The organism is Treponema sp. OMZ 855, assembly GCF_024181145.1.
Lineage (GTDB): Bacteria > Spirochaetota > Spirochaetia > Treponematales > Treponemataceae > Treponema.
In genome coordinates this window covers 1347216-1364448 of the sequence record NZ_CP051194.1, presented here as the reverse complement: position 1 = coordinate 1364448, position 17233 = coordinate 1347216, and the positions used below count along the sequence as shown (strand labels likewise).

At 47.0% G+C, this 17233-nt stretch carries 16 protein-coding genes; 14 read left to right on the top strand and 2 right to left on the bottom strand.

All coding sequences use genetic code 11. From position 1 onward, the window contains the following. Window positions 1–23: 23 nt before the first annotated feature. Window positions 24–1139: an ABC transporter ATP-binding protein gene (locus E4N65_RS06135; protein ID WP_253672283.1), complete on the bottom strand. Its 1116-nt coding sequence runs from the start codon at window positions 1137–1139 to the stop codon at window positions 24–26. A 269-nt stretch (window positions 1140–1408) separates the two neighbouring features. Here E4N65_RS06135 and E4N65_RS06130 point away from each other — a divergent pair, with 269 nt between their 5' ends. The 4 genes from E4N65_RS06130 to E4N65_RS06115 are packed head-to-tail and all read left to right on the top strand — an operon-like array spanning window position 1409 to window position 4185. Beyond that, window positions 1409–1864, top strand: a complete 456-nt coding sequence (locus tag E4N65_RS06130; RefSeq protein WP_044016187.1) for a hypothetical protein — start codon at window positions 1409–1411, stop codon at window positions 1862–1864. Window positions 1865–1867: 3 nt separating this feature from the next. Next, complete coding sequence (locus tag E4N65_RS06125) at window positions 1868–2815, top strand: DMT family transporter (RefSeq protein WP_253672281.1); 948 nt, start codon at window positions 1868–1870, stop codon at window positions 2813–2815. Window positions 2816–2819: 4 nt separating this feature from the next. Then, window positions 2820–3614 (top strand): hypothetical protein, encoded by a 795-nt coding sequence (locus tag E4N65_RS06120; RefSeq protein ID WP_253672279.1) that lies wholly within the window; start codon window positions 2820–2822, stop codon window positions 3612–3614. A gap of 7 nt (window positions 3615–3621) precedes the next feature. Then, window positions 3622–4185 (top strand): GNAT family N-acetyltransferase, encoded by a 564-nt coding sequence (locus tag E4N65_RS06115; RefSeq protein WP_253672277.1) that lies wholly within the window; start codon window positions 3622–3624, stop codon window positions 4183–4185. Window positions 4186–4208: 23 nt separating this feature from the next. On the opposite strand, the gene polA is transcribed toward E4N65_RS06115, so the two are convergent. Then, complete coding sequence (polA, locus tag E4N65_RS06110; protein WP_253672275.1) at window positions 4209–7166, bottom strand: DNA polymerase I; 2958 nt, start codon at window positions 7164–7166, stop codon at window positions 4209–4211. A gap of 120 nt (window positions 7167–7286) precedes the next feature. Between polA and E4N65_RS06105 the strand changes: the two genes are divergently transcribed. The 10 genes from E4N65_RS06105 (at window position 7287) to E4N65_RS06060 (ending at window position 17044) form a co-directional block, all read left to right on the top strand. Further along, window positions 7287–8885: a CTP synthase gene (locus tag E4N65_RS06105; RefSeq protein ID WP_253674870.1), complete on the top strand. Its 1599-nt coding sequence runs from the start codon at window positions 7287–7289 to the stop codon at window positions 8883–8885. A gap of 27 nt (window positions 8886–8912) precedes the next feature. Next, window positions 8913–9353, top strand: coding sequence for an NfeD family protein (locus tag E4N65_RS06100; RefSeq protein ID WP_253672273.1), 441 nt, complete (start codon window positions 8913–8915; stop codon window positions 9351–9353). Window positions 9354–9408: 55 nt separating this feature from the next. Continuing rightward, window positions 9409–10287 carry an SPFH domain-containing protein gene (locus E4N65_RS06095; RefSeq protein WP_253672272.1) on the top strand — a complete coding sequence of 293 codons (879 nt, stop codon included), beginning with the start codon at window positions 9409–9411 and terminating at the stop codon, window positions 10285–10287. Between the two features lie 24 nt (window positions 10288–10311). Continuing rightward, a complete protein-coding gene (locus E4N65_RS06090; protein ID WP_253672270.1) occupies window positions 10312–11544 on the top strand; it encodes an LIC_12708 family protein in 1233 nt (410 codons plus the stop codon). Further along, window positions 11537–12076 (top strand): hypothetical protein, encoded by a 540-nt coding sequence (locus E4N65_RS06085; RefSeq protein WP_253672269.1) that lies wholly within the window; start codon window positions 11537–11539, stop codon window positions 12074–12076. The genes E4N65_RS06090 and E4N65_RS06085 overlap by 8 nt, the downstream gene beginning before the upstream one ends. Beyond that, on the top strand, window positions 12073–13152 hold the full coding sequence (gene mnmA / locus E4N65_RS06080) for a tRNA 2-thiouridine(34) synthase MnmA (protein WP_253672267.1): 1080 nt from the start codon (window positions 12073–12075) through the stop codon (window positions 13150–13152). Before E4N65_RS06085 ends, mnmA begins: the two co-directional genes overlap by 4 nt. A 568-nt stretch (window positions 13153–13720) precedes the next feature. Next, complete coding sequence (locus E4N65_RS06075) at window positions 13721–14635, top strand: hypothetical protein (protein ID WP_253672265.1); 915 nt, start codon at window positions 13721–13723, stop codon at window positions 14633–14635. Then, the gene (rdgB, locus tag E4N65_RS06070) at window positions 14620–15207 is read left to right on the top strand and encodes an RdgB/HAM1 family non-canonical purine NTP pyrophosphatase (protein WP_253672263.1); all 588 of its coding nucleotides are present in this window, start codon (window positions 14620–14622) and stop codon (window positions 15205–15207) included. The genes E4N65_RS06075 and rdgB overlap by 16 nt, the downstream gene beginning before the upstream one ends. Window positions 15208–15254: 47 nt before the next feature. Continuing rightward, the gene (locus E4N65_RS06065; protein ID WP_044016212.1) at window positions 15255–15962 is read left to right on the top strand and encodes a GTP-binding protein; all 708 of its coding nucleotides are present in this window, start codon (window positions 15255–15257) and stop codon (window positions 15960–15962) included. Window positions 15963–15994: 32 nt separating this feature from the next. Further along, on the top strand, window positions 15995–17044 hold the full coding sequence (locus E4N65_RS06060) for an ATP-binding cassette domain-containing protein (RefSeq protein ID WP_253672261.1): 1050 nt from the start codon (window positions 15995–15997) through the stop codon (window positions 17042–17044). Window positions 17045–17233: the final 189 nt, after the last annotated feature.

Sequence of the window (17233 nt, the reverse complement as noted above, 5' to 3'; positions counted from 1 at the left end):
GGTAGATCGGCGTATGCAGCCTTTTATTGCTTTTGAACGTCCTCGCAGATATTTGCTTCCGTTTCATTATCGAAGAAACGTGCTTTTTCCATATTCGGAACAAAGTGAAGCAATTCTCCGATTCCCGCTTCGACGGTGTTGAATGTACGGGCAATGACCTGCTGGTTCTTTGACGCGAGATAGAGGTGTGTTTCCGCTCCGAGCGGTTCTTTAACGGTGATCTTGAGTGCCATGCTGTTTTTAGCATCATCGCTTTCTGCAACCAGTTGTAAATCTTCCGGCCGGATACCGAAGAATACGTTTTTACCGACATACTTCTTTAAGTGTCTTTGCTGATCTTCAGTAGGATGCAATACGAAGGTACCTTCATCGATGGCAATACTTCCGTCTTTTTCTATTACTTTAACATTTAAGAAGTTCATAGGCGGCGAACCGATAAATCCTGCTACGAATTTATTTACCGGATGGTTATAAAGATAGAGCGGCGAGCCGATTTGCTGTACCTTTCCGTCTTTCATAACAACGATTTTATCGCCCATTGTCATCGCTTCGACCTGATCGTGTGTAACATAGATCATCGTAGCTTTTAAGCGGTTGTGCAAGTCGGAAATTTCGGCGCGCATCTGAACACGGAGTTTTGCATCGAGGTTGGAAAGCGGTTCGTCAAATAAGAATACCTTGGGGTTACGGACAATAGCGCGCCCTACTGCGACACGCTGGCGCTGTCCGCCCGAAAGAGCTTTCGGTTTACGGTCGAGCAGTTTTTCAATGTCGAGAATACGGGCGGCTTCATGCACGCGGCGTTCAATTTCTTGTTTATCAACTTTACGTATCTTTAATCCGAATGCCATGTTGTCATAGACAGTCATGTGCGGATATAGTGCGTAGTTTTGGAAAACCATTGCAATATTACGGTCTTTCGGCGGAATGTCATTCATACGTTCGCCGTCTATGTACAGGTCGCCTTCGCTGATTTCTTCAAGCCCGGCTACCATGCGGAGTGTCGTCGATTTACCGCAGCCGGACGGTCCGACGAATACAACAAATTCCTGATCTTCGATAACGATATTGGCATTTTCTACTGCACGGACGTTTCCATCGTAAACCTTGCCGATACCTTTCAATTCAACTTTTGCCATTAAGGCCTCCTAAAAATTATCCTATAAGGAAAAGTATATCGCCAAATTGCGTCTCTGTCAAACAAAAAACTGTCCGGTATGTTTGGGGCTGTCCAAAAACTTCAGTTTTTGGACAGTTTCCTTAGATTTAGATGCGACATTTAAAATTAAGTCATTACTGTATAAAGACTTAATTTTAAACTCGACGGGGATGTCCCGAAAGCAACCAACTTTTGGGACATCCCCTTGCTAGTCAATTGATGCGGAATATGCTATAGTAGCTTGAGAGTATGCTTGAATTAAAACCGATTATCATAAAAGAAGAAGACGACAAAAACGATGTCTATTATACTCTGACGTGGACTGCCTTAACGCGTGCGGATAAATATAAGATAACAACGTCTGTTCCTGCCATCGCCGGTATGTACGAGCTGTATTATATGGATACCCATAAACGGCTCAATTTACTGGCGATTACTCATGCGTGGTATGGAGGCTTACGGAGTAATTTGCGGCAAGCAGTCGATCCGTATCATACCCATGACCTCGCAATGCGTGCACTGCTTGAAGAGTCGCCGCTGTACTACCGGTATTCCTGTTCGGATTCTTTCGGAGACCTGTTGGATACCGTATGGTTTTTGCATAATGTATATTTTCCCGACGATGTACGCGTACAACATTCTCAGCGGTATCGGAAAATTTTTTTACGAGAACAAGCTCCCGATAAAGTCTATTGGCTGGATTAACCTATGAGTAAACTTACAAAAAAAGAGATCAGTGCATATATTGCGCTTCTTGTTGCGGCAATGTTTTGGGGAACGACCTTTGTCGCTATCAGCAGTACGAATGACTATTTTCCTCCTGCTTTTTTGGTCTTTATGCGGTGTGCCATCGGAGGCGTTGTGTTGCTGTTCGTTTTTATCAAACGGTTAAAACACTTGTCCCGTTCGTACATCATTGTTTGCGCCTTCCTTGGTCTCCTCATGACTATCGGCTATTTGATGCAAAATCTTTCTATTGCTGCCGGTTGTCCTCCTGGGCGGTGCGGTTTCTTGGTTGCCACCTATTGCGTTATCACTCCGTTTATTGCATGGTTTGTATGGAAAAGAAAACCGAATGTCTATAACATTATTGCGGCTGTTCTCTGTCTGGTCGGTATCGGCTTTATTTCGATGCCGGATATTCTGAAAACTTCCAATGTCGGTTTAAATCTCGGTGATTTTCTTGCCTTGATAGGCAGTGTGATTTTTGCCGCCTACCTCGTGTACCTTGGCCGGTATGTTGATACCATGGATCCGATTTTGCTTACAATCGGGAATCTTTTTTTCGGTGTCATTTATGCAGGTTTGTATACTTATTTTTTTGAAGACAGCACTCGAATCGTCTGGAACGGGCAGTCTATTTTTGCCGCTCTTTATTTAGGCGTTATTTGTATGTCTCTGACTAATATCTTGCAGGCGATCGGTCAACGGGAAGTTGTTGCATCGACGGCTGCGCTCATATTCTCCCTTGAATCGGTATTCGGTATTATCCTCGCCATTGCGTTCTGGCATGAGAGGGTAACAGCTTCACTGCTGATAGGCTGCGTTTTCATCTTTATTGCTATTGTCATTTCCGAAACCAAGCTGGGTTTCCTCAAGAAAAAATTGAGCAGTAATGTATTCAGAAAAATTTTCTCTCAAATAAAAACTCCGTAATCCGATGACCGATAGGGAATGGCAGGCTTTTTCCGTATTTAGAACCGGCTTTAAAGCAGTATGTCGGCAATGGCTTACCCGCTGCGACTATGAATATTCAGCACCTGATGAAACAACGTCATCGGTAGAAAGGTCGGCGAACCGCGGAAAGCTTCATCTATTACAGCAGGCTGCGGCAGCTGATAACAAGACTCCCGCTTATCCGCAAGAAACGCCCATTGTGTATAACCATAGCTTGGACGAAGTGCAAGCCTCAGATAGGATAAAACTGATTATCATCAGCGATAATCCGGGAAAAAACGAGCAGCTGCATAAAAATCAACGCTATCTGATAGGGCAAGCGGGGAAGGTTGCAGAAGGTTTTTTCCGTCGCAATCCCGAACTCGCTATCGATTTTAGACGTGAAGTCATTATTCTTAATAAAACTCCCGTTCATACGGCAAAGACAAAGGAGCTTAATTACCTGCTCAAGCACGGCGGCGAACAATTCCGCAATCTTTTTGAGGAAACGCAAGAATGGCTTGCTGCCAATACCGCAGCCCTGCAACGAGTACTCGGTTGTCCGCTCTGGCTGGTAGGATACGGCGAATTACGGAAGAAATCTCTTTTTACCGCTTATGCGGAAGAATTGCGGCGGCAGTACGGCGGGAAGTCCGAGGCTCCCGTCTATGTATTTCAGCATTTTTCGATGAATTGTTTTGCTATCGATTTTAAAAAATTGAGCGATGCGCATACGTCTACGGCAGAAAATCTTAGGGCAATAGGTTTACTGCACCGTAAAGAGGTTTTGGGCTGGTGATGAGGATATGATGATGTTGAAAGGGTATAGTATAAGAAAAGCGGAGCAGGGAGATTTAGCTGCGGTCATGCAGGTTGAACGGCAAAGCTTTGAAGAAAATATCGTTGAGGATGAAAGTGTGTTTGCCGACCGCATCGTCTATGCTTCCGATTGCAATTATGTCCTTGTTAAAGCCGGTACACAATCGGTATGCGGTTACTTTACAGCTGAACTGTGGGATTCCTCACAGATTGGAGCAGATGCATTTGCGTTGGGGCATTCGGTACGGGAACGTCATCAGTCTACAGGAACAGCGCTGTATATTTCTTCCTTTGCATTGTTGCCGGATGTGCGCGGGCAAAGCATTGCCGAAAAATTTTTTGCAGCTTCTATAGAACGCATTGCTGCCGTTTTTCCGCAGTTGGAGCGGATCATTCTGCTTGTGCATGAAGACTGGCATAAGGCCATCCGGATTTATGAAAAACAAGGCTTTATCCGCACACAGGTTTTAGACCGGTTTGCATGGTTCGGGGACAGGCGGGCTTTTATCTACGAAAAAATGATAGGCGCTTTTAAAAACTCCAGCTTTTAGAGGTTCCCAATATTGTTTCCTGCTTAGTGGAAATCTCCCCAGCAGCTGCCCGCTTCGATGCTGACACGGAGCGGAACGGCAAGTTCGACGACGTGTTCCATCTCTTGTTTTAACAGTGCTTTGACGGTATCGACTTCTGCATCGGGCGCTTCGAGGATCAGCTCATCGTGTACCTGTAACAGGAGGCGCGCCTTTAGCTGCTGTTGTTTTAGTGCACGGTCTACACGCAGCATTGCCGTTTTGACGATATCGGCGGCGGAGCCTTGGATAGGCGTGTTGATGGCAATCCGTTCCGCTGCGGCGCGCTGCACTTGATTCCGGCTGTTGATAGCGTTGATATACCGCCGTCTACCCATCAGTGTTTCCACAAAGCCTTTTTCTGCGGCCGACTCTTTGAGCGTTTCCATAAAGGCGGATACTCCCGAATAGGTGGTAAAATAGCGGGTAATAAATTCGGCCGCCTCGGTGCGGGAGATGCGCAGTTGATTGGCGAGCCTGAATGCGCTCATACCGTACATCACCCCGAAGTTAATCACCTTTGCAATGCGGCGCATATCAGGGACAACGTTTTCAACCGGCACATTAAAGATGAGCGCAGCTGTCGCCGCGTGGACATCGGTTCCGTGCCGGAATGCCTTTACTAAATTTTCATCCTGCGAAAAATGAGCGAGGATAACCAGCTCAATCTGTGCATAGTCGGCAGAAATCAGTTTACAGCCGTCTGCTGCGTAGAATGCCTTGCGGATTTTGCGACCTTCTTCTCCTCTGATCGGAATATTCTGCAAGTTCGGATCGCGGCTCGAAAGTCTTCCCGTCGCAGTCCCCGTTTGAATAAAACTGGTGTGTATCCGCCCGTGTGTATCGGCAAGCAGGGGTAGCGCATCGGCGTAACCCGATTTCAGTTTTGCGGAGGCGCGGTAATCGAGAATTTTTGCCGGAAGTTCATCGATGGCGGCAAGCTCCTCAAGCACGGAAATATCCGTAGAGTAGCCTGTCTTTGTTTTTTTACCGGTCGGCAGCTTCCGTTCGGTGAACAGCACTTCCTGCAGCTGCTTAGGGGAGGCGATGTTAAAGGGATGGCCGACCAGCTTGTAAATTTCCGCTTCGTCCCGTGCAAGCGTATCCGCCAATTCTTCCGAAAACGCAGCTAGCTCTTCTTTTTTAAGAAAGATACCCTGCGCTTCCATATCCGCAAGGAGCGGCATCAGCGGCATTTCAAGCGTTTCAAAAAGAGCGGTGAGGTTTGCCTGTTCCAAGGCGGGCTTATATATATGATATAATTGCAAGGTGAGGTCTGCATCCTCCGCTGCATATTCGGTCGCTTGAGGAAGGGGCACCGCCGCAAAGGTATGACCCTTGGGTACGACGTCTTTATAGTTAATGCCCTGCAAGCCGAGCTGCGCTTCGGCAAGGTTCTCCAGCCCGAAACTGAGGTTATCAGGTTCGAGCAGCCATGCCGCTATCATCGTATCGAAGAGGCGGCAGCCGGCGCGGGTGAATATCTTTGCCGTCCGCAGCACCTGATAGTCGAATTTGCCGTTGTGCAGTATCAGAGTGAGTGATTCGTTGCTCCAGAGCCGCGCGAGTAGTTTCTTTGCGGCGGCAAGGGGCATCACGGTGAAGGGCTGTTCCCCCAGTTCGGGCGCCGGCGCTTTGAGCGGTACGTAGATGCCGGTACCGGCTTTTAAGCTGAGCGAAAATCCGACAAGGGTGTCGTACAGCGGGTTGAGACCGGTGGTTTCGCAGTCAAAGGCGGCAAAGCCCTGCGCTTCGGCTTCTGCGATAACGGCTTCGAGTTCTTCCGCGTCCGTTACGGTGCGGTACTCGCCGGTATTTTTACGGAGCTCCGCCGGTGTTGTACCGGTACCGGCTTCCGGTATGCCGTCAGCGCCGCCCATCGATTTTGCACCGGTACCTGAGCCTGCCGCCGGGTTTACGCCCGCATTACCCACTGCCGCTTTCGTGTCGGTATTGGCGGACGAGGCTGCTTTGCTGCGGGTAATCGCATCGCCTGTACCGGAACCGCTCTTTGCCGAACCGTTATCAGCTAAACCGCCGGCTGCTGCGGTATTGGGCGCGGCACCGGCCATGCCTGCTTCTTCGGCGGCCTTTGTGTATAGTTCCCCGAGGCGCGGCAGCTCATATTCTTTCAGCAGCGCAGCCGCCTCCGTATAGTGCAGCGCATCGCAGCGGTAATTCTCAATCGAGCCTTCGATGGGAATATCGGCGGCAAGCGTTATCAGTTTTTTTGAAAAATAGGCGCTCTCTTTTCCGGCAGCCAATTTCTTTTGTACGGCTCCCGCAATGGAATCGATATGTTCATACACCGCGTCGAGCGTACCGTAATCCTGCAAAAGCTTTACGGCTGTTTTGGGGCCGATGCCCTTTACACCGGGGATATTGTCCGAAGCATCGCCGATGAGCGAAAGATAGTCGAGCATCTGCGCAGGCGCAACCCCCCAATGCTCCTTAACCTCTTCGATGCCGCAGTGCGCCAAGGCTTCACTCTTATCGGGTTTAAGCACCGAAACAAAATCTCCTACCAGTTGCGCCAAGTCTTTATCTCCGGAGATGATAACACAGCGGCGGCCTTCTTGTGCAGCGCGGCAGGCAAGGGTTGCGATAATATCATCAGCCTCAAAACCGTCTTTACGGAGACAGGCGATACCAAGCGTTGTCAATATTTTTTCGATATGCGGAATCTGCGCGTGCAAATCTTCCGGCGTCTTGTCTCGGGTTGCTTTGTATTCGGGATACCATTCGTGCCGAAACGTCGGCGTGCGGGAATCGAAGGCTGCAAGAAAATACTGCGGCCGGTATGTTTTTAAAATCATCGCCAGACTTCTAAAAAAGCCGTAAAGCGCGGAAACGTTTTCGCCCGCCTTATTGGTCAACGGATGGCTGATAAAAGCGAAGTAAGAGCGGTAAATTAAGCCGTAGGAATCAAGCAGGTAGAGCGTATCTTGTGTATGCTGTGTCATGGGGATGAGTGTATCATAAAACGCCCCGCAGTCATAGCGGAGGGGAATTTCACGATGCTGTGTTCGGCAAGGGCATATTGATTGCGGAAGCCCTCATAATATGCTATAGTAGCGTACATGATGAAAGCTCGTTTTATTTTTATTACCGGCGGGGTTGTTTCTTCCCTTGGAAAAGGCATCACCGCCGCATCTATCGGACTTTTGCTGAAGAGCAGAGGTTTTTCGGTTATCAATCAAAAGTTTGACCCTTATCTGAATATCGATCCGGGGACGATGAACCCCTATCAGCATGGAGAAGTTTTTGTAACGGAGGACGGCGGAGAAACCGACCTTGACCTCGGTCATTACGAACGGTTCACTGATGTTGCTTTGCATAAATTTAACAGCCACACGGCCGGAAAAGTGTATCTTTCCATTTTGGATCATGAACGGGCTGGGGACTATTGCGGAGCGACCGTACAGGTTATCCCGCATGTTACCGACGAGATTAAGCACCGCATTATGCAGACGGCGGAAGAAACCGGCAGCGATATTGTCATTACGGAAATAGGCGGTACGGTCGGCGACATCGAATCGCTCCCTTTTATAGAAGCAATTCGGCAAATTAGGAACACGGTCGGCAGGGAACACTGCCTTTTTATTCACCTCGGGCTTTTACCGTACTTAAAAGAATGCGGCGAGATTAAAACCAAACCCATGCAGCATAGCGTTAAAGAGCTGCTCGGCTTCGGGATTCAGCCCGATATTATTATGTGCCGCAGCGAAAAAAGGCTCAGCAAATCAATTCGTGAAAAGCTCAGCCTTTTTTGCAATGTCAGCCAAGACGCCATTATCGAAAACCTTACTGCAAAATCCATCTACGAAGTTCCATTGATGCTGGAAGATGGCAACCTCGGTAAAAAAATATGTGAGCTTTTCAATATTCCCAATCCTGAACCCGATTTACAGTCGTGGAAGGAAATGGTTGAATCCTATTATCATCCCGAAAAAGAAGTAACGGTTGCGCTTGTTGGCAAATACACTGAACTGCCCGATGCGTATTTAAGCGTAAGCGAAGCGTTGACCGCTGCCGGGGTCTATCACCGCGCACGTGTAAAGCAGCTATGGATTGACGCAGCAAAGATTACGGATGCGGCAAAAGCTGAAGAGCTGTTAAAAGATGCACAGGCGATTATCGTTCCGGGCGGTTTCGGCGAACGCGGGATTGAAGGGATGGTGCTTACTGCGGAATATGCGCGCACCAAGGGCGTTCCCTATTTCGGTATTTGCCTTGGAATGCAGATTGCCGTTATCGAATTTGCCCGTCATGTACTCGGGGTGGAACGCGCGCATTCCTCTGAATTTATCAAAAATTGCGAGCCGGTCATCGATTTAATGCCCGATCAAAAAGACGTGCAGCTCGGCGGTACGCTCAGGCTCGGTTCTTTCCGCTGCATGGTTGCGGAAAACAGCAAGGCGGAACAGGCATATAAAATACACGAAATCAGTGAACGCCACCGGCACCGCTATGAATTTAACAATTTGTACCGCAGCCGGTTTGAAAACTCCGATATGCTGCTTTCGGGAATCAACCCTGAACGTAATTTAGTGGAAATCGTCGAGCTGAAAAATCATCCGTGGTTTTTAGCGGTGCAGTTCCATCCCGAATTTGCCTCCCGTCCCAATAAACCGCATCCGCTGTTCCGCGATTTTATCGGAGCGGCGCTGACGCGAATCTAAGGTTCTATCCATATGATTGAATTGTCAATGTTATTAGCACTTTATACGCCTTGGTTCTGGTTCGGTATTGCAGTCATCTGTGCAGTGATCGAGGGAATGACACTCGGTTTAACGACGGTATGGTTTTCGCTCAGCGCCGTATTGATGATTTTTATCTCTATGCTGCATCCGCCGTTTTATGCGCAGTGCATTTTATTTGCGCTTGTTGCGCTTCTATTGCTCTTTTTCACCCGTCCCATTGCGTTGAAATTTTTACATACAAAGCGAGTAAAGACCAATGCGGATAGCCTTATCGGTAAAAAAGCACTTGTACTGCAAACCATTACCGAGTTTGAAAAGGGGCAGGTTAAAATCAACGGTATGGTATGGACTGCCGCTTCAACCGGCGGCGCAGACATACCTACCGGAGATGAATGTATCATCGAAAAGATAGAGGGTGTTACCCTCATTGTAAAAAAGATAGAATAGGGAATTCCTAAAGATTAAACTGAGTGTTTAGAAGTTCCCAATAGCGAGGTCTATTATGTGGATTGCTTTTGCATTAATTGTGTTCGTACTCGTTCTGCTTATTTTGAATATCAGAATTGTACCGCAGTCTCAGTCGTTCATTATCGAACGGCTCGGCGGCTATTTCCAGTCATGGGAAGTCGGTCTACACGTTAAGATGCCGTTTGTCGATCGAATCGCCAATAAGGTGTCGCTCAAAGAACGGGTGCTCGATTTTAAGCCGCAGCCGGTTATTACAAAAGATAACGTTACCATGATGATCGATACGGTTATCTATTTCCAGATTACCGATCCGAAGCTCTATACCTACGGTGTTGAAAATCCGATGAATGCGATTGAAAACCTGTCGGCAACGACTCTGCGGAATATTATCGGTGAATTGGAACTTGACGGCACGCTGACAAGCCGCGATGTTATCAATACCCGTATGCGCAGCATTCTGGATGAGGCGACCGATCCCTGGGGTATTAAGGTAAACCGTGTAGAAGTAAAGAATATCATTCCTCCTGAATCCATTCAGGAAGCGATGGAAAAGCAGATGCGTGCAGAACGTGAACGGCGTGAAGCTATCCTTATCGCAGAGGGTCAAAAGCAGTCCTCTATTCTGGTGGCGGAAGGAAAAAAGGCGTCGATGATTTTACAGGCCGAAGCGGAAAAAGAATCCGCTATTTGCAGAGCGCAGGGTGAGGCTGAGGCGATTTTAGCTATTCAGAAAGCAACTGCCGAAGGTTTGAATCTTATTAAGAATGTCGGCGCCGATTCCGCATTGATTAAACTGCGCAGTCTCGAAGCCTTTGAAAAAGTAGCCGACGGAAAATCGACGAAAATTATTATTCCTGCGGATATTCAGAATATGGCGGGGCTTGTGTCGGGCATTGCTGAAGTGCTCAAATAAGCAGCAAAAAATCGGATTATCGTAATGTATCGCCGCAGTCGTTTTTTTCAGGGACTTTGTATTTTCTTGTGTTCCGTTTTTTCCCTTTGTGCGGTTTCGTGCGGGAAAGACAGAACGGGAAACTTGGAGCGCAAACAGCTTTTTTCAATAAAATACGGAAATTTTGAAGACCAGCTCGATTTGTTTCAGCTGGCAAGTCCGTATGTCCGTCCCGACAGTCAGCTTGTTATGGATGACGGTATCTTTTATCTGAGTAATTCAGGTGCGGGAAAAATCCTCAGGCTGACATCATTCGGCGATTTGTTGGCATTGTACTATAATCCTGATAAAAATCCGCGCCCGACATTTATCGATGCCGATCAAACCGATAAAATTATGACCCGCAGCGCCGTGCCGTATCCGCTCAATCATCCGACGTATCTTGCCGTAACGCCGAACAAAAATCTGTTTGCCGTCGATACGGTCAACGAAGAACGTATTGAGTACGATCAGACGGAAAATCTTGTGCTGCGTGATACGGTCATTCATTTTAGTGAGACGGGGGAATTTGTGGATACTGTCGGGCAAGAAGGCGTCGGCGGTACTCCCTTTCCGCCCATCGAAGGGCTTTATGCGGATGCAAATAACGGTATTATTGTAGTGTGCCGAACGGAAACCGGTATTCGGGTATACTGGTATGACAATACCGGCAGCTTGCTGTATAAAATTCCCATCGCGTTTAGCGGATTACCATCGCCTTATACCAACGAAGTAAAGATGTTTTCCAGCCTTGATAAGGCTGTTCCCGATTTTACATCGAAGCGGCTTTATATCAAAGTCGATTATTATCGTGAAGACATCGATACGGATATCAATGTGAGTGCCGGAATCAGTTATGATAAAAGCTGTCTGTATACGTTTAATATTGAAGACCGGCGGTATGAACGGACTATTGATATCGCTTCGTATGAAGATACCGAAGACACGAATACCGGCACCCGTCCTGTTAAAAAAGTTTACGGATTGCTTGGTATAACGGCAAATCATTGGTGTTTGTTGACAACGCCGCGCTCCGACGGCTATATCCTCGAATTAATCGACTTACATTCAAATAAAATATATACGCGGACATTGGCTGTTTCTCCTGATGAACTGGTGTACAACGCTTTTCATCTTTCTTCCGACGGCATCTTGTCGGCGCTTCTTGCCGGAGATAAACAGGCAGATATTGTCTGGTGGAAGACAAACACAATTACCGGGGTATCAAAAAATGAATAACCAACCGGATTCGTGGAGCGAGGGGAGTTCATATCTCCGCTATGACCGGAGTGAGCGTTTGAAGCGAGCGCCGGAAGCGGTGCAGCAGATGTATGAGCCCGATTACATAAAAAAAATCAGCTTACTGAAAAGTCTTACCGCAACACGTTCGTCCCGTTCCATGTTATTCGCCATTATTGCCGTTTTTGCGCTTACGTTTCTCTCTTTCCTATTTAAAACCGGCCGGCAGTCGGGAAAAATTGAGGGCGTTCCGGTCAAACTGGACTACTTGACCCAACAAAACTATCTCTATGTGAATATTTCGTTTGGAGCCACGGAGCAAAGTGATGACTATGCGCTGCCGCTTCTCGTCCGTATTACCGCAATAAACCGCGATACAGACGAAAAGGAAACGAAAACCATTGAAGTGATTTACATCGGCAGCGCGTTAAGTGTGCCGGCTCAATTTCCTGCCCATACTTATAAACAATTGGAAGCAGTTGTGCTGACGGACGGTAAAGCAATATCGTTGCGGAGTTCCATAAAAAAATGAAGATTGCAGTAGGCTTGAGCGGAGGCGTTGATTCCAGTGTTGCTGCAAAACTCCTGATAGAGCAGGGGCATGACGTATGCGGCATTACGCTTCGTTTGCTGAATGAACAAACCTCCGCTGCGAAGGAACAAACCGAGCGGATTATTGAAGAAGCGGCGCAGGCAGCGAGGGTACTCGGTATTCCGCATTGTGTTTACGATTTCCGTGCCGAATTTCAAAAGCAGATAATCGATTATTTTATTCAAAGCTATCGCAGCGGAGAAACGCCGAATCCCTGTTACATTTGCAATAAGCAAATTAAATTCGGGTTACTGATGGAGCAGGCATTACGAGAAGGGTTCGATGCGGTTGCAACCGGTCATTATGCCAAAGTATTTCAGGAGCCGTCCGGCCGGTATGCGTTGGAGCGGGGCGCTGATACGCAGAAAGATCAAAGCTACTTTTTGGCCTTGTTGAGCCAAGAGCAGCTCAGTAGAACCTTTTTTCCGCTTGCAGAATTGACGAAACCGGAGGTTCGCCTCATTGCAGAAAAGGCCGGACTGGTCAATGCGCATAAGAGCGACAGTCAAGATATTTGCTTTGTGCCGGACGGTGACTACACGGCAGTAATCGACGCATTGGCGCCCGATGCTTTTCCTGAAGGAGATTTTATCGATATCAACGGCGTCAAGGTCGGTACGCACCGCGGCTTGCACCGTTATACCATCGGGCAGCGGCGGGGTCTTGCACTGCCGTTCGGCTATCCGATTTATGTGGTTGAAAAATCGGCAGAGCATAATACCGTTACCGTCGGTTCAGGAGAAGCGCTTCTTGCCGCTGCCTGTTCCGTGCGTGAGGTAAACCGGATTGCCGAAATGCCGCCGGAGCCTTTTTATGCAGAAGTTAAAACACGGTACCGGCAGCAGCTGAAAAAAGCCCGCATCGAACCTATCGGCACTGACCGAGTCCGTGTCGTTTTTAACGAACCGGAACGGGCGGTTGCGCGCGGGCAAGCCGCTGTATTTTACTGTGGGAGTAGGGTACTCGGCGGCGGCATTATTGACAGTGTTGAATCTTCCTCATGTCCGATTCGATAACTCTGCCAGCCGAATAATTTTCAAATGCTCAAATTCTGATATTCCGTGTATCATATTCTGACAGATGGCGCACTTATGGTTGTATCCATATTTTAATGTTACTGCATAATGACAGGAGGAGGAAAACGGAATAAAGATTTTCTTTCATACATATAATTTGACATAAGAGTTTGTAAATTGTTATTATAAAAAGACTTATTTAAATAAATCCGTTGTCGGTCTTAACTGATCATTATCTCTAGAAAACCTGCTCGTTTTTGAAAAAATCCGTATATCCTTTTTTTGGCATGTATCTTGCTATGACACAACTACGCATCAATATACCTCGGCGCAGAGCATCGGGGAACATGCTATAAGGCGGTTTTAATACCTGTGCTACGGTTCAAGCAGCACCGAGGTATTAAACTCTCTGCACAAAAGACCTATTCGATAACTGTGTTTTCGAATAGGTCGACGAGTTCTAAATCGCACAAATAGCACGATTTAGAACATCGCATTTCAAGGTAACCTGTTCAGAAACGGAAGTTTCCGAACAGGTTTAAATAAAATTACGCTCACGGAGGAACGTATGCAAGAGGATATCGTTGAAACGATATTGACGGACTTTTCACGGCAGAATACACAAAAAGAAGCCGTCGATCGGTTGTTTCAGTATTTGTATTTTAATCTTGGCGAATTCGGAGTCTACTGCGGAAGCGAGGATATGCGCAGTGACTTTTTACTTTGGCTCTATCCGAAGCTTGATGCTATCATAGACGGTTATAATCCCGATAGGTCAATATTTCCTACATACTTGCGGATGTCTCTTACCTATAGCTGGAAGCTCTTTCTGAGACGGAACCGCGAACAGGCGACGTATGATTCCGTTGCCCAAGATGATCAGCAGCGGATCGTTAAAACGATACAGGACGAACAGGACGGGTCACAAAACTATGAATTGTATGCAGCAAGTCCGCCGCCTTCTTATACGGTGTTACCTGAAAAAGCTCAGTCTATTCAAGAAACAATCAGATGGGAAAGAAAAAGGAAAGACATCTATACACGTTATTTTCTCGAACTGTTGTGTAAATCTTGTTTTTGTATCAATGACCATTTGCTGCAAACGGTTGCCGGACATTTAGGACTATCGGTACGGAAGGTAAGACTGCTGATTGAAGAAGCAAAGGAGCTGACGGACAAACGGGATACCGTTTACAATGAATGGGTAACTAAGCGGGACTTTTATTATGTACGGTATAAGAGTGCGACACTTCAGCTGCGTAAGGTTGATGAGGCTCACGGTTCCGTCATCAAGCGCTTGAAAAACCGTCAGGCATACAGTTATGCGCGTTGGCAGGGGTATCTGAAACGGATACAGGAATATACGCGGGGACCGAGTAATCGGGTATTGGCAAAACAACTGGGTGTTTCTCGAGCGACAATTAACAACGATCTTGTCGAGCTTAAAAAAGCGTGTTATGGTACGCTATGCACATATACTTAGCAAGCGGCAACCGGCATAAACAAGAAGAATTTGCCGCTATTTTGAAAGGGCATCGCATCAGTCTCCCTGCTGATGCAGGTATCCTCTTTGATCCTGAAGAAACCGGAACAACTTTTTTAGAAAATGCACTCCTAAAAGCTCGCGTGTTATATGAAAGTGTTAAATGCCCGGTGATTGCCGACGATTCGGGGCTGTGTATCGATGCGCTCGGCGGTAAGCCCGGTATCTATTCAGCTCGTTATGGTATGAAAGACGGTGTGCAGCTGAAAGCGGAGGAGCGGAATCAGCTCGTTCTCCAGCAGATGGAAGGTGTGGAAAACCGTCGCTGTCGGTTTGTCTGCTGTATTGCAGTGATGCTGGGTGCTCATCGTTTTTTTACGGTACAAGAAACGTGCGAGGGTGTGATTGGCACATCGGAGCGCGGAGAACATGGTTTCGGCTATGATCCGATTGTGTATCTTCCAAAGCTCGATAAAACGGTTGCAGAATTGACGGCACAAGAAAAAAACGAACTGTCTCATCGCGGAAAAGCCGGACGAATTGTCGCCCAACTATTGCGTATCCTTTCGTAACGGATGTTACCGCCTGTTCCAGCTCGGTATGATATAATTGCAACACTATGAATCTTTTGATCGTTTCCGGCCCGCCGTCTTCGGGCAAAACCAGCGTTATTTTAAAGACAATCGAGGCGCTGCGCACACAAGGGCTTCGTGCCGGAGTGGTGAAATTTGACTGCCTCTACACCGATGACGACATACTGTACGAAAAGGCCGGTATTCCCGTTCAAAAAGGTATTTCCGGTTCGCTCTGTCCCGATCACTTCTTTGTTTCCAATATCGAAGAGGTAGTACAATGGGGCGTCAAGGAAAAATTCGACCTTTTGATAACGGAATCAGCGGGCTTGTGCAACCGTTGTTCTCCATATATTAAAAATATCCTCGGAATTTGTGTTATCGATAATCTGTCGGGCATCAATACACCGAAAAAAATCGGTCCGCTGTTAAAAGCGGCGGATATTGTTGTCATCACAAAAGGCGATATTGTGTCTCAGGCAGAACGCGAAGTGTTTTGCGCTCGTGTCAACACCGTTAATCCGCGAGCGGTGATTATGCAGGTAAACGGCCTGACGGGGCAGGGTGCCTTTGAACTGAGCACGCTGCTTTTTAACCGAGATAAAGATATTTCGACGGTGCAAGGAATGGAGCTCCGTTTCCCGATGCCTGCAGCACTGTGTTCCTATTGTTTGGGGGAAACACGAGTCGGCGAAAATTTCCAGATGGGCAATATCCGTAAGATGAAGATTGCCGAGTCGCAAACAAATAACTAAAACATCTTGCAAAAATTTTTATGGGAGACAATATGGCCGCAAATACCGGTTTTGACATACACGGCACCGCCGAAAAAAGAATAGAACTTTCAAAAAAAACGATAGAAACGCTGCTTGCAGAGTATCCTTTTATTGAAGATTTTTTTGCAGAAAACAGATTGACAGAGCTACATGTTCTGGACAATACGCAGCGTACTTTTGACTCTTTTCTACAAAACCTTTCCGAAGAACAATGCGAAGAGAGTGCGCTTGATAGAGAAGCTTTATCCCATGCATTTTTTGAATATATCATTCAAATGCAGCGGTTTTTAAACGGGGATGACGTTCAAGGTGTGCAGAGTCTTACGATACTACCCGGTACGAATAAGTCCGGCGAACCGGAGAATTTTCAAGACCTTGTATTGTATCCGTCCCAGATTATTTCGATTGTCGGGCCGACCGGATCGGGTAAGTCGCGGCTGCTCGCGGACATCGAATGGACAGCGCAAAAAGACACACCTACCGGCCGGGCAATACTGATTAACGGCGAAGTGCCCGATAAAGCAATCCGGTTTTCGATAAACAATAAACTGGTTGCGCAGCTTTCGCAAAATATGAACTTTGTCATGGATTTATCCGTCCGAGAGTTTATTGAACTGCATGCGGAAAGCCGGATGGTCGAAGACAAAGAAGCAGCTGTCAGCGGTATTATCGAGGCTGCGAATAAACTGGCAGGAGAGCAGTTTCGGCTGGATACGCCGATTACTGCACTGAGCGGCGGACAGTCCCGGGCGCTCATGATTGCAGATACCGCCATTTTAAGCTCATCTCCGATCGTTTTGATTGACGAGATTGAAAATGCCGGAATCGATCGGAAAAAGGCTTTGCAGCTTTTGGTATCGAACGATAAAATCGTGCTGATGGCTACCCATGACCCGGCGCTTGCGCTCTATGCCGATAAGCGTATCGTTATTAAAAACGGCGGGATTCATGCAGTCATCGAAACTTCCAATCATGAGAAAGAAATATTGAACGAGCTCGAAGTGATGGATGCAAAAATCCAAACAATGCGGGTTAAACTACGCGCCGGTGAACAACTCTAGGGACTCTTCAATACTTGCCTTTATCGTAGGCAGTTTCTTACGGTTTCTTCCATAAGCTACAGAGGGATAGACTAACTTAATTTAAATAAATATAATCCATTATATCCTCTATATAAAATTAGTCATAGAAATAAGTCTCTTTGCTCAGGAAAATGATATTCCTGTTTTGCAATTTCAAAAGTGTTGAAT

Bases quoted from the DNA above. Each gene is read 5' to 3' on its own strand.
- E4N65_RS06135 (WP_253672283.1), bottom strand. From the start codon at position 1,139: ATGGCAAAAGTTGAATTGAAAGGTATCGGCAAGGTTTACGATGGAAAC.
- E4N65_RS06130 (WP_044016187.1), top strand. From the start codon at position 1,409: ATGCTTGAATTAAAACCGATTATCATAAAAGAAGAAGACGACAAAAAC.
- E4N65_RS06125 (WP_253672281.1), top strand. From the start codon at position 1,868: ATGAGTAAACTTACAAAAAAAGAGATCAGTGCATATATTGCGCTTCTT.
- E4N65_RS06120 (WP_253672279.1), top strand. From the start codon at position 2,820: ATGACCGATAGGGAATGGCAGGCTTTTTCCGTATTTAGAACCGGCTTT.
- E4N65_RS06115 (WP_253672277.1), top strand. From the start codon at position 3,622: ATGATGATGTTGAAAGGGTATAGTATAAGAAAAGCGGAGCAGGGAGAT.
- polA (WP_253672275.1), bottom strand. From the start codon at position 7,166: ATGACACAGCATACACAAGATACGCTCTACCTGCTTGATTCCTACGGC.
- E4N65_RS06105 (WP_253674870.1), top strand. From the start codon at position 7,287: ATGAAAGCTCGTTTTATTTTTATTACCGGCGGGGTTGTTTCTTCCCTT.
- E4N65_RS06100 (WP_253672273.1), top strand. From the start codon at position 8,913: ATGTTATTAGCACTTTATACGCCTTGGTTCTGGTTCGGTATTGCAGTC.
- E4N65_RS06095 (WP_253672272.1), top strand. From the start codon at position 9,409: ATGTGGATTGCTTTTGCATTAATTGTGTTCGTACTCGTTCTGCTTATT.
- E4N65_RS06090 (WP_253672270.1), top strand. From the start codon at position 10,312: ATGTATCGCCGCAGTCGTTTTTTTCAGGGACTTTGTATTTTCTTGTGT.
- E4N65_RS06085 (WP_253672269.1), top strand. From the start codon at position 11,537: ATGAATAACCAACCGGATTCGTGGAGCGAGGGGAGTTCATATCTCCGC.
- mnmA (WP_253672267.1), top strand. From the start codon at position 12,073: ATGAAGATTGCAGTAGGCTTGAGCGGAGGCGTTGATTCCAGTGTTGCT.
- E4N65_RS06075 (WP_253672265.1), top strand. From the start codon at position 13,721: ATGCAAGAGGATATCGTTGAAACGATATTGACGGACTTTTCACGGCAG.
- rdgB (WP_253672263.1), top strand. From the start codon at position 14,620: ATGCACATATACTTAGCAAGCGGCAACCGGCATAAACAAGAAGAATTT.
- E4N65_RS06065 (WP_044016212.1), top strand. From the start codon at position 15,255: ATGAATCTTTTGATCGTTTCCGGCCCGCCGTCTTCGGGCAAAACCAGC.
- E4N65_RS06060 (WP_253672261.1), top strand. From the start codon at position 15,995: ATGGCCGCAAATACCGGTTTTGACATACACGGCACCGCCGAAAAAAGA.